A 12,927-nucleotide genomic window follows, 5' to 3' on the forward strand; every position below is an offset into this window, starting at 1 on the left:
GAGTGCACCGCTTCCGATCACTCGACGTGATCTATGCCCATCGGAGGCAGGCGGCAGCAGCCATCGACAACTCGACCTGGTTACGGTACGCGCGGCTACGCCATCCGGTCAAACCAGCGCGTGCCGGGAGACACTATCCACAGGCTGGGGACAACAACTTGAACCGCACCGGTCGCCCTGACTACCGTGGCTGAACTCCGATTCGTTCCCTTCCCACCGCCCCAGCGGTTTTGTTCCCCCCGCCCCACCCGACCGACTTCCCGACCCTTTCCCAGAACCACACGTTCGTGGGACCCATGAGAGAGCGTGCCCTGTGGCTGACGTACCTGCCGATCTTGCCGCAGTGTGGCCACGAGTTCTGGAACAACTTCTCGGTGAGGGCCGCGGGCAGGGTGTCGAGGCGAAGGACGAGCACTGGATCAAACGCTGCCAGCCCTTGGCGCTGGTCGCCGACACCGCCCTGCTCGCGGTCCCGAACGAGTTCGCGAAGGGCGTACTGGAAGGGCGTCTCGCGCCGATCGTCAGCGAGACCCTGAGCCGCGAGTGCGGCCGTCCGATCCGCATCGCGATCACCGTCGACGACTCCGCCGGCGAACCGCCCGCCCCGGCACCGTCCGCCCCGCCGCGCTACGAGGAGCCCGAGCTCCCCTCCGGGCCCGGCCACGGCCGTGACGCGTACGACGGCCAGGGCGGCGACGACCGCGCCGGCTACGGCCCCCAGAGCGACGAGCGCGTGGGGTACGGCTCCCAGGGCGGGGACGAGAGGGCGGCCTACGGCTCCCCGTCCCGCGACGACCGCAGCCCCTACGACACCCAGGGCCGCGATTACGACAGCCCGGCCCGCGACGACCGCGGCGCCTACGACGGGCAGCGACGCGACGAGTACGAGGGGTACGGCCGCCACCGCGCCGACGACCACAGGGGTGGCCGCGCCGACCAGCTCCCGGGCGGTCCCGGTGACCAGCTGCCGTCAGGACGTCAGGACCAGCTGCCGACGGCCCGGCCCGCCTACCCGGACTACCAGCGGCCCGAGCCGGGCGCCTGGCCGCGGCACTCCCAGGACGACTACGGCTGGCAGCAGCAGCGGCTCGGCTTCCCGGAGCGGGATCCGTACGCCTCGCCCGGCCAGGACTACCGGCCGCAGTCGATGGAGCGCCCGCCCTACGAGCAGCAGCGCCAGGACTACGACCAGCCGCGGGGCGACTACGACCAGCGGACCGACCGCCGGGACCTCCAGGAGCCGTCCCCGGGCGGCGCCGGTCCCGGGCACCGCGGCGGTCCCTCGCTGCCTCCCTCCGGCGCGCCCGGCCCGCTGGCCGCGAAGCCCGCGCCGGCGTCGGGTCCGGGTGAGCCGACCGCACGCCTGAACCCGAAGTACCTCTTCGACACGTTCGTCATCGGTGCCTCGAACCGCTTCGCGCACGCGGCTGCCGTCGCCGTCGCCGAGGCACCTGCCAAGGCGTACAACCCCCTGTTCATCTATGGGGAGTCGGGACTCGGCAAGACGCACCTGCTGCACGCGATCGGGCACTACGCCCGCAGCCTCTACCCCGGCACGCGGGTGCGCTACGTGAGCTCGGAGGAGTTCACCAACGAGTTCATCAACTCCATCCGCGACGGCAAGGGTGACAGCTTCCGCAAGCGGTACCGCGAGATGGACATCCTGCTCGTCGACGACATCCAGTTCCTCGCGGACAAGGAGTCGACGCAGGAGGAGTTCTTCCACACCTTCAACACGCTCCACAACGCGAACAAGCAGATCGTGCTGTCCTCCGACCGGCCGCCCAAGCAGCTGGTGACGCTGGAGGACCGGCTGCGGAACCGTTTCGAGTGGGGTCTGATCACCGACGTCCAGCCGCCCGAACTGGAGACGCGCATCGCGATCCTCCGCAAGAAGGCGGTGCAGGAGCAGCTCAACGCCCCGCCGGAGGTGCTGGAGTTCATCGCCTCGCGGATCTCGCGCAACATCCGCGAGCTGGAGGGCGCGCTGATCCGGGTGACCGCGTTCGCCTCGCTCAACCGGCAGCCCGTGGACCTCGGTCTGACGGAGATCGTCCTCAAGGACCTGATCCCCGGCGGCGAGGACTCGGCGCCCGAGATCACGGCCACCGCGATCATGGCCGCCACGGCGGACTACTTCGGTCTCACGGTGGAGGACCTGTGCGGTTCCTCCCGCAGCCGTGTCCTCGTGACGGCCCGGCAGATCGCCATGTACCTGTGCCGTGAGCTCACGGACCTGTCGCTGCCGAAGATCGGCGCGCAGTTCGGCGGCCGCGACCACACGACCGTGATGCACGCCGACCGCAAGATCCGCGCACTCATGGCCGAGCGCCGCTCGATCTACAACCAGGTCACCGAGCTCACGAACCGCATCAAGAACGGCTGACCGCGTGGCCGTCCGTCCCTGAGGACGGCGGCCGCGGGCGGCGAGGGCGCCCCGGGGCACGTCCCCGAGGGCGCCTTTCGCGTTCTCCCCGGACCGTCTCCGCCGCCGGCGTCTGTGGCGGGTCCGCGGCTGCCGTTCACCGCTCAGGCAGGCGTCACGAGAGGTCGCGGCCCCGCCCCGGAAAGCTCCGGCCGGTTCCACAGGAGGGCTTCCCTCGCCGGTTCCGAGCGCTCCGAGCCGACAGGAGCCCGCTGGAAAACGCTCCGAAAGGCCGCCCCGAAGGGCTCCGGCACCCCCTCGGAGGGTCGTCCGGCCCGTGAGCGTCGCAACCGGCGCGTCATCAGCTGTTCGATTAAGAGCCCGGTTACGGCCGCTCTCCACAGATTCGGTGACTTTCTGGCGTCCACACCCTGGGGACTGGGAAGTTGTCCAGACTGTGTCCACAGGCGGAGCTGTTGAAAGACCATCAGACCAGGTCAACCGCTTGTGGATTCGTGGACGACCACTCTCCACAGACTGTGGACAAAGAAAAGATCCACAGGGTGTGCACGGAGTTGTCCACCGTCGACCCACAGGCTTCAGCCGGTTGTCCCCAGCGATCCCCAGCTTCTCCACACGTCTGTCCACTGTTCGGCAACGTGACGCGCTTTCTCACCGTGTCGAGTGAAAGGCGTCACATCAAGGTGCCGGGTTGGGCTGTGGGGAACGTGGGTAAAGCTGGGGACGGCGCTGGGGAGAAGTGGCCCGAGGCTGTGCATCGAGTGTGCAGAACTTTTCGTCGTCCACAGAAGCGCCCGGTTGTCCACCGCCTCCGCCCACAGGGTCAGTGGACAAAAAATCCCACCTGACCTGCGAAAACGCGGTTATCCACGGTATCCACAGGCCCTACTACTACTCCCAACTAGAGAGAGCCTGGGAATCGTTTCGAAGACGGGGCTGTGCACAACTTGCTCTCGGCGGCTCGACTGCCGCTCGGCACGACTTGACCCCGAGGGGCACCGACTGTCAGCGCGGTGCGTCAGACTGGTCCCCGGTGTCCTTCCCCTCACAAGGCGGAGCGACACCGGGACGACGAAGGCCAGCAGGGCGAGAGCGCCGGCAACAGACGGAGGCGGCAACGGTGAAGATCCGGGTGGAACGCGACGTACTCGCGGAGGCAGTGGCCTGGGCGGCACGCAGTCTCCCGGCCCGTCCGCCGGCGCCTGTGCTCGCCGGCCTCCTGCTGAAGGCCGAGGAGGGCGCCCTGAGCCTCTCCAGCTTCGACTACGAGGTCTCGGCGCGCGTCTCCGTGGACGCGGAGGTCGACGAGGAGGGCACGGTCCTCGTCTCCGGCCGTCTGCTCGCGGACATCTGCCGCGCTCTTCCCAACCGACCGGTGGAGATTTCCACAGACGGTGTACGGGCGACCGTGGTCTGTGGCTCCTCGCGATTCACACTCCACACCCTTCCTGTGGAGGAGTATCCGGCGCTTCCCCAGATGCCGTCGGCGACGGGCACGGTCCCCGGTGAGGTCTTCGCCTCCGCCGCCGCACAGGTCGCCATCGCCGCGGGCCGCGACGACACGCTCCCCGTCCTGACCGGTGTGCGCATCGAGATCGAGGGCGACACCGTCACCCTCGCCTCCACCGACCGCTACCGCTTCGCGGTCCGCGAGTTCCTGTGGAAGCCGGAGAACCCGGACGCGTCCGCGGTCGCCCTGGTGCCCGCCAAGACGCTCCTGGACACCGCCAAGGCGCTCACCAGCGGCGACAGCGTCATCCTGGCGCTCTCCGGCTCGGGCGCGGGCGAAGGCCTGATCGGTTTCGAGGGCGCCGGACGCCGTACGACCACCCGTCTGCTCGAAGGCGACCTCCCGAAGTACCGCACGCTGTTCCCGACGGAGTTCAACTCGGTCGCGGTGATCGAGACCGCCCCCTTCGTCGAGGCCGTCAAGCGTGTCGCACTGGTCGCCGAGCGGAACACCCCGGTGCGCCTCAGCTTCGAGCAGGGCGTGCTGATCCTGGAGGCCGGCTCCAGCGACGACGCACAGGCTGTGGAAAGGGTCGACGCCCAGCTGGACGGCGACGACATCTCGATCGCCTTCAACCCGACGTTCCTGCTCGACGGTCTGAGCGCCATCGACTCTCCGGTGGCCCAGCTGTCCTTCACGACGTCGACGAAGCCGGCGCTGCTGAGCGGCAAGCCGGCCGTCGACGCGGAGGCCGACGAGGCCTACAAGTACCTGATCATGCCGGTGCGACTGTCGGGCTGAGTCTCCTCGCGCGCCGGGCCTCCGGGTCCGGCGCGCGTCCACGATGAGGCGACCGTCTGAGCGGGTATGCCCACAGATGTGCGTAAGTTCCCCCGCTGCCCGAAAGGCGTGGGTGGTACCGCCAGGCTTAGGCTCTGACACGGGCACGAGAGTGCCCTCACGCCACGTCGCAACCCTAAGGAACCACTGATGGAGCTCGGTCTCGTCGGCCTCGGCAAGATGGGCGGCAACATGCGCGAGCGGATCCGCCGCGCAGGCCACACCGTCATCGGATACGACCGCAACCCGGACCTCGCCGATGTCCACAGCCTCGAAGAACTTGTGGGCAAGCTGAAGGGCCCGCGCGTGGTGTGGGTCATGGTCCCGGCCGGTGCCGCGACCCAGGCCACCATCGACGAGCTGGCCGCCCTGCTGGAGCCGGGCGACGTCGTCGTCGACGGCGGCAATTCCCGCTGGACGGACGACCAGAAGCACGCCGTGGAGCTGGGGATCAAGGGCATCGGCTTCGTCGACTGCGGCGTCTCCGGCGGTGTCTGGGGCCTGGAGAACGGCTATGCGCTGATGTACGGCGGCGACAAGGAGAACGTCGCCAAGGTGCAGCCGGTCTTCGACGCGCTCAAGCCCGAGGGCGACTTCGGGTCGGTGCACGCCGGCAAGGTCGGCGCGGGCCACTTCGCCAAGATGGTCCACAACGGCATCGAGTACGCCATGATGCAGGCCTACGCCGAGGGCTGGGAGCTGCTGGAGAAGGTCGACTCCGTCACGGACGTGCGCGAGGTCTTCCGCTCCTGGCAGGAGGGCACGGTCATCCGCTCCTGGCTGCTCGACCTCGCGGTCAACGCCCTGGACGAGGACGAGCACCTGGACAAGCTCAAGGGTTATGCACAGGATTCCGGCGAGGGACGCTGGACTGTGGAAGCCGCCATCGACCACGCGGTGCCGCTGCCGGCGATCACCGCGTCGCTGTTCGCGCGCTTCGCGTCGCGGCAGGACGACTCGCCGCAGATGAAGATGATCGCGGCGCTGCGCAACCAGTTCGGCGGCCACGCCGTAGAGAAGGCCTGATCCGAGCCCCGGGTTCTCCACACCCGGGGCGACCCGGTTGTCCACAGCCGGGGGAAAACCGGAGGGCCGGGGAGACCCGGGCCTCGGGAGAACCGAGACACCACGCTGGGGGAGGTCGGCGAACGACCATGCACGTCACGCATCTGTCGCTGGCCGACTTCCGCTCGTACGCCCGGGTCGAGGTCCCGCTCGACCCGGGCGTCACCGCGTTCGTGGGACCCAATGGGCAGGGCAAGACGAACCTGGTCGAGGCGGTCGGCTATCTGGCGACCCTCGGCAGCCATCGTGTCTCCTCCGACGCACCCCTGGTCCGCATGGGCGCCGACCGGGCCATCATCCGGGCCAACGTCCGGCAGGGCGACCGGCAGCAGCTCGTCGAGCTGGAGCTGAACCCGGGCAAGGCCAACCGAGCCCGCATCAACAGGTCCTCGCAGGTCAGACCGCGTGACGTGCTGGGCATTGTGCGGACGGTGCTGTTCGCCCCGGAGGACCTTGCCCTGGTGAAGGGCGACCCCGGCGAACGGCGCCGGTTCCTGGACGAGCTGATCACCGCCCGCTCCCCGCGCATGGCCGGCGTCCGCTCGGACTACGACCGGGTCCTCAAACAGCGCAACACGCTCCTGAAGTCCGCCGCACTGGCCCGCCGGCACGGCGGACGCACCATGGACCTGTCGACGCTCGACGTGTGGGACCAGCACCTCGCGCGCGTGGGTGCCGAACTGCTCGCCCAGCGACTCGACCTCGTCGCCGCCCTCCAGCCGCTGGCCGACAAGGCCTACGAGCAGCTGGCTCCCGGCGGTGGACCGATCACCCTGGAGTACCGGCCGTCCGCCCCCGGCGAGGCGCACGCGCGCGAGGAGCTGTACGAGCAGCTGATGGCGGCGCTCGCCGAGGTCCGCAAACAGGAGATCGAGCGGGGCGTGACCCTTGTGGGGCCCCACCGTGACGATCTGCTTCTCAAACTCGGTCAGCTGCCCGCCAAGGGGTACGCCTCGCACGGCGAGTCCTGGTCGTACGCGCTGGCGCTGCGCCTGGCCTCGTACGACCTGCTCAGGGCCGAGGGCAACGAACCCGTGCTGGTCCTGGACGACGTGTTCGCCGAGCTCGACAGCCGCCGCAGGGAGCGCCTCGCGGAACTCGTCGCGCCGGGCGAGCAGGTCCTGGTGACCGCCGCGGTGGACGACGACGTACCGGACGTACTGACGGGGACGCGGTACGCCGTGTCCGAGGGCACGGTGGAACGCGTATGACGGAGAACACACCGGACGCGACACCCGGCACCGGGAAGGGCGCGGCAGACGCCCGCGGCAAGACCCCCGAGCCCTCCGGTGTCGACCTCGCGCGCGTGGCCCTGCGCGCGGCGAAGGAACAGGCACGCGCGCGTGGGGACGCCGCACAGCAGCGGAAGCAGGCGCGGCGCGGCGGCGGCCTGCGCTCCGGCGCACGCGCCGACGGACGCGACCCCATGGCGCTCGGCTCCGCCATCAACCGGCTGCTGACCGAGCGCGGCTGGGAGACCCCGGCCGCGGTCGGCGGCGTGATGGGCCGCTGGCCGCAGATCGTCGGCGACGACCTGGCCAAGCACTGCGTGCCGGTGAAGTACGACGACGACCCGGCCGAGCGAGTGCTGACGGTGCAGTGCGACTCGACGGCCTGGGCGACCCAGCTCCGGCTGCTGGCTCCGCAACTGGTCGCACGGCTGAACCAGGACCTCGGGCACGGCACGGTGCGCCTGATCAAGGTGCAGGGCCCCGGTGGCCCCGCCCGCCGCTTCGGTCCGCTGCGCGCGCCCGGGAGCACGGGCCCCGGCGACACCTACGGCTGATCGCGTTCGGCCGACACGCTCGACTCGCGCGCCGCACCCGAGCCGAACGGAATGTCTCGGCCATACCTCGGCCTCGGTCGACACTTCTGTCACAGCCGGCGCACGCCTTCACAGGGGACGCGCCCCGCGCTGCGCGGCCGCCCGAGGCGCACCCCCGCCCTCCGTCCGCCCCCTCCGCGCCGGCCCCGGCCGCATCCGGCCGGAGGACCCGCCGGACGCGCGCACGGTTCGAACCACCTGCCGTGGGGGTCGTGCCGCCGGAGACCTCCGGAGGCCGGAAAGCCTTCTGACCTGTGGCGATCCGCAGATCGTCGGCTGTCGCGAGGGATCACCGAGTTCCCTCGGAGGTCGCTCCCGCCCCGCTCCGGGGCCCGGCGCGGTTCCACCCCATGCGGTTGCGAACACCGACCTGACTCCGCAGTAGCCAAGGGTTGACAGCCGGAAGCGCTGAGTGCCGCTGTGAGCCTCTTTGGGCCCGGGGCCGTATATGGGGAGTCGGCCGAGACCGGTTCAGGGCGGCACATGCGGACTCAGGTACCGGCAAACCCCCATCACTGTCGGCGCTACCGGTAGACTGGAGGCTAATCCCGCCCCACTTGTGGGACACACCGAGCAACGCTGACTAAGGCTTACCAACGCAACACGCCGCAGCCGCTCCGGCCACCCGCCGGGAGCTTGGCTTGTGCTGTGCCAGAAAGGGCGCTTCGTGGCCGATTCCGGCAACCCCAACGAGAACATCCCGTCCACCGACGCCGGCGCCACTGGCGAGGTCACATCCTCGTACGACGCCAGCGCCATCACCGTCCTCGAGGGTCTGGACGCGGTCCGCAAGCGACCCGGCATGTACATCGGCTCGACCGGTGAGCGCGGACTTCACCACCTCGTGTACGAGGTCGTCGACAACTCCGTCGACGAGGCGCTGGCCGGCCACGCGGACACCATCGAGGTGACGATCCTGGCCGACGGCGGCGTCCGCGTCGTCGACAACGGCCGAGGCATCCCGGTGGGCATCGTCGCCTCGGAGGGCAAGCCGGCCCTCGAGGTCGTGCTGACCGTGCTGCACGCGGGCGGCAAGTTCGGCGGCGGCGGCTACGCGGTCTCCGGTGGTCTGCACGGCGTCGGCGTCTCCGTCGTGAACGCCCTGTCGAGCAAGGTCTCCGTCGAGGTCAGGACCGACGGCCACCGCCACACGCAGGACTACAAGATGGGCGTCCCGACCGCCCCGCTGGCCAAGCACGAGGCCACGGAGGAGACGGGCACGTCGGTCACCTTCTGGGCCGACCCGGACATCTTCGAGACCACCGAGTACTCCTTCGAGACGCTCTCGCGGCGCTTCCAGGAGATGGCGTTCCTCAACAAGGGTTTGACGATCAAACTCACTGACGAGCGCGAGTCGGCGAAGGCCACCTCCGGGGCGGACGAGGCGGGCGCGGACGAGACCGCCGAGGTCAAGACCGTCACGTACCACTACGAGGGCGGCATCGTCGACTTCGTGAAGTACCTCAACTCCCGCAAGGGAGACGTGGTGCACCCCACCGTCATCGACCTGGAGGCGGAGGACAAGGACAAGAGCCTCTCCCTCGAAGTCGCGATGCAGTGGAACAGCGGCTACAGCGAGGGCGTCTACTCCTTCGCCAACATCATCCACACCCACGAGGGCGGCACGCACGAGGAGGGCTTCCGTGCGGCGCTGACCTCGCTGATCAACAAGTACGCGCGCGACAAGAAGCTGCTTCGCGAGAAGGACGACAACCTCACGGGCGACGACATCCGCGAGGGTCTGACCGCGATCATCTCGGTCAAGCTGAGCGAGCCGCAGTTCGAGGGTCAGACCAAGACCAAGCTGGGCAACACGGAGGCCAAGACCTTCGTGCAGAAGGCGGTCTACGAGCACCTCAACGACTGGCTCGACCGCAACCCGAACGAGGCCGCGGACATCATCCGCAAGTCCATCCAGGCGGCCACCGCGCGCGTGGCGGCCCGCAAGGCGCGTGACCTCACCCGCCGCAAGGGCCTGCTGGAGTCGGCGTCCCTGCCGGGAAAGCTCTCCGACTGCCAGTCGAACGACCCCACCAAGTGCGAGATCTTCATCGTCGAGGGTGACTCCGCCGGCGGCTCGGCCAAGTCCGGCCGCAACCCGCAGTACCAGGCGATCCTCCCGATCCGAGGAAAGATCCTCAACGTCGAGAAGGCGCGGATCGACAAGATCCTGCAGAACCAGGAGATCCAGGCGCTGATCTCCGCCTTCGGTACCGGAGTCCACGAGGACTTCGACATCGAGAAGCTCCGCTATCACAAGATCATCCTGATGGCGGACGCCGACGTCGACGGCCAGCACATCAACACCCTGCTGCTGACCTTCCTGTTCCGCTTCATGCGGCCGCTGGTCGAGGCCGGGCACGTGTTCCTCTCCCGTCCCCCGCTCTACAAGATCAAGTGGGGCCGGGACGACATGGAGTACGCGTACTCCGACCGCGAGCGCGACGCGCTGCTCGAGATGGGCCGCCAGCGCGGAAAGCGCGTCAAGGAGGACTCGATCCAGCGCTTCAAGGGTCTCGGTGAGATGAACGCCGAGGAACTGCGCATCACGACGATGGACCAGGAGCACCGCGTCCTCGGCCAGGTGACTCTCGACGACGCCGCCCAGGCCGACGACCTGTTCTCGGTGCTGATGGGCGAGGACGTCGAGGCGCGTCGCGCGTTCATCCAGCGCAACGCCAAGGACGTCCGCTTCCTCGACATCTGAGTCGGTCTCAGCTGACCGCACCGGAAAGGATCTTCACCAGCAATGGCCGACGAGAACACCCCCAGTACGCCTGAAGAGGGCGGCGAGATCGTCATGCGTGTCGAGCCCGTCGGGCTCGAGACGGAGATGCAGCGCTCGTACCTCGACTACGCGATGTCCGTCATCGTGTCGCGTGCGCTGCCCGACGTGCGGGACGGCCTCAAGCCCGTCCACCGTCGCGTCCTGTACGCCATGTACGACGGCGGCTACCGCCCCGAGAAGGGCTTCTACAAGTGCGCCCGCGTCGTCGGCGACGTCATGGGCAACTACCACCCCCACGGCGACTCCTCGATCTACGACGCGCTGGTCCGCCTCGCGCAGCCGTGGTCGATGCGCATGCCGCTGGTGGACTCCAACGGCAACTTCGGCTCCCCGGGCAACGACCCCGCCGCCGCCATGCGCTACACCGAGTGCAAGATGGCGCCGCTGTCCATGGAGATGGTCCGCGACATCGACGAGGAGACCGTCGACTTCACGGACAACTACGACGGCCGCTCCCAGGAGCCGACCGTCCTGCCGTCCCGCTTCCCGAACCTGCTGATCAACGGCTCCGCCGGTATCGCGGTCGGCATGGCCACCAACATCCCGCCGCACAACCTGCGCGAGGTCGCGGCGGGCGCCCAGTGGTACCTGGAGAACCCGGAGGCCTCCCACGAGGAGCTCCTGGACGCCCTCATCGAGCGCATCAAGGGCCCCGACTTCCCGACCGGCGCTCTCGTGGTCGGCCGCAAGGGCATCGAGGAGGCGTACCGCACGGGCCGCGGCTCGATCACCATGCGCGCGGTCGTCGAGGTCGAGGAGATCCAGAACCGCCAGTGCCTGGTGGTCACCGAACTCCCCTACCAGGTCAACCCGGACAACCTCGCTCAGAAGATCGCCGACCTCGTCAAGGACGGCAAGATCGGCGGCATCGCGGACGTCCGTGACGAGACCTCGTCGCGCACCGGCCAGCGACTGGTCATCGTCCTGAAGCGGGACGCGGTCGCCAAGGTCGTCCTGAACAACCTGTACAAGCACACCGACCTGCAGACGAACTTCGGTGCCAACATGCTGGCGCTCGTCGACGGCGTGCCGCGCACCCTCTCCCTGGACGCGTTCATCCGCCACTGGGTGGCGCACCAGATCGAGGTCATCGTCCGGCGGACGAAGTTCCGGCTGCGCAAGGCCGAGGAGCGCGCGCACATCCTGCGCGGCCTGCTGAAGGCCCTGGACGCCATCGACGAGGTCATCGCGCTGATCCGGCGCAGCGACACGGTCGAGATCGCGCGCGAGGGCCTGATGGGCCTCCTGGAGATCGACGAGATCCAGGCCAACGCCATCCTCGAGATGCAGCTGCGCCGGCTCGCCGCTCTGGAGCGCCAGAAGATCATCCAGGAGCACGACGAGCTCCAGGCGAAGATCACCGAGTACAACGCGATCCTCGCCTCGCCCGTGCGTCAGCGCGGGATCATCAGCGAGGAGCTCGCCGCGATCGTCGAGAAGTTCGGTGACGACCGCCGGTCCAAGCTGGTGCCCTTCGACGGCGACATGTCCATCGAGGACCTCATCGCCGAAGAGGACATCGTCGTCACCATCACGCGCGGCGGCTACGTCAAGCGCACCAAGACGGACGACTACCGCTCGCAGAAGCGCGGCGGCAAGGGCGTACGCGGTACGAAGCTCAAGGAAGACGACATCGTCGACCACTTCTTCGTGTCGACCACGCACCACTGGCTGCTGTTCTTCACCAACAAGGGCCGCGTCTACCGTGCGAAGGCCTACGAGCTCCCGGACGCCGGCCGGGACGCACGCGGTCAGCACGTCGCCAACCTGCTGGCCTTCCAGCCGGACGAGGCGATCGCCGAGATCCTCGCGATCCGTGACTACGAGGCGGCGCCCTACCTGGTCCTGGCCACCAAGGGCGGCCTGGTGAAGAAGACGCCTCTGAAGGACTACGACTCGCCCCGTTCGGGCGGCGTCATCGCCATCAACCTCCGTGAGACGGAAGACGGTTCCGACGACGAACTGATCGGAGCCGAACTCGTCTCGGCCGAGGACGATCTGCTGCTGATCAGCAAGAAGGCCCAGTCGATCAGGTTCACCGCGACGGACGACGCATTGCGCCCCATGGGCCGTGCGACCTCGGGCGTCAAGGGGATGAGTTTCCGCGAAGGCGATCAGCTTCTCTCGATGAATGTTGTTCGACCCGGTACGTTCGTGTTCACTGCGACAGACGGTGGGTACGCGAAGCGGACCGCTGTCGACGAGTACCGCGTCCAGGGTCGCGGTGGCCTCGGTATCAAGGCCGCCAAGATCGTCGAGGATCGCGGCTCCCTCGTCGGTGCGCTGGTGGTCGAGGAGACCGACGAGATCCTCGCCATCACACTGTCGGGCGGTGTGATTCGTACGCGAGTCAACGAGGTCAGGGAGACGGGCCGTGACACCATGGGTGTCCAGCTGATCAACCTGGGCAAGCGCGATGCCGTGGTCGGTATCGCTCGTAACGCCGAGGCCGGTCGTGAGGCGGAGGAGGTCGACGGTGACATCACCGTGGACGAGTCCGCCGAAGGCGCCGAGGCCATCGGTACGGACGAGGGCGAGGAGTCCTCGGCCGAGTAGCGCGAGGAGTGAGTCAT

General features: G+C 68.7%; 7 protein-coding genes. All 7 read left to right on the forward strand.

The genetic code is table 11. From position 1 onward, the window contains the following. Positions 1–313 precede the first annotated feature (313 nt). The 7 genes from dnaA to gyrA all read left to right on the forward strand — a co-directional run bounded on the left by dnaA (position 314) and on the right by gyrA (position 12,910). Positions 314–2,386, forward strand: a complete 2,073-nt coding sequence (gene dnaA, locus ACZ4IF_RS10660) for a chromosomal replication initiator protein DnaA (RefSeq protein ID WP_467561446.1) — start codon at positions 314–316, stop codon at positions 2,384–2,386. 1,120 nt (positions 2,387–3,506) lie between these two features. Then, positions 3,507–4,637 (forward strand): DNA polymerase III subunit beta, encoded by a 1,131-nt coding sequence (gene dnaN / locus ACZ4IF_RS10665; RefSeq protein ID WP_095935448.1) that lies wholly within the window; start codon positions 3,507–3,509, stop codon positions 4,635–4,637. Positions 4,638–4,826: 189 nt separating this feature from the next. Beyond that, the gene (gene gnd / locus ACZ4IF_RS10670; protein ID WP_345640193.1) at positions 4,827–5,702 is read left to right on the forward strand and encodes a phosphogluconate dehydrogenase (NAD(+)-dependent, decarboxylating); all 876 of its coding nucleotides are present in this window, start codon (positions 4,827–4,829) and stop codon (positions 5,700–5,702) included. 128 nt (positions 5,703–5,830) lie between these two features. Next, complete coding sequence (gene recF / locus ACZ4IF_RS10675; RefSeq protein WP_359489005.1) at positions 5,831–6,952, forward strand: DNA replication/repair protein RecF; 1,122 nt, start codon at positions 5,831–5,833, stop codon at positions 6,950–6,952. After that, positions 6,949–7,527, forward strand: a complete 579-nt coding sequence (locus ACZ4IF_RS10680) for a DciA family protein (protein WP_467561449.1) — start codon at positions 6,949–6,951, stop codon at positions 7,525–7,527. Before recF ends, ACZ4IF_RS10680 begins: the two co-directional genes overlap by 4 nt. Before the next feature lie 682 nt (positions 7,528–8,209). Continuing rightward, the gene (gene gyrB, locus ACZ4IF_RS10685; RefSeq protein ID WP_467561451.1) at positions 8,210–10,273 is read left to right on the forward strand and encodes a DNA topoisomerase (ATP-hydrolyzing) subunit B; all 2,064 of its coding nucleotides are present in this window, start codon (positions 8,210–8,212) and stop codon (positions 10,271–10,273) included. A 42-nt stretch (positions 10,274–10,315) separates the two neighbouring features. Further along, the gene (gyrA, locus tag ACZ4IF_RS10690; RefSeq protein WP_467561453.1) at positions 10,316–12,910 is read left to right on the forward strand and encodes a DNA gyrase subunit A; all 2,595 of its coding nucleotides are present in this window, start codon (positions 10,316–10,318) and stop codon (positions 12,908–12,910) included. The last annotated feature ends 17 nt before the right edge of the window (positions 12,911–12,927 follow it).

This window comes from Streptomyces sp. NPDC025784 (assembly GCF_055558435.1).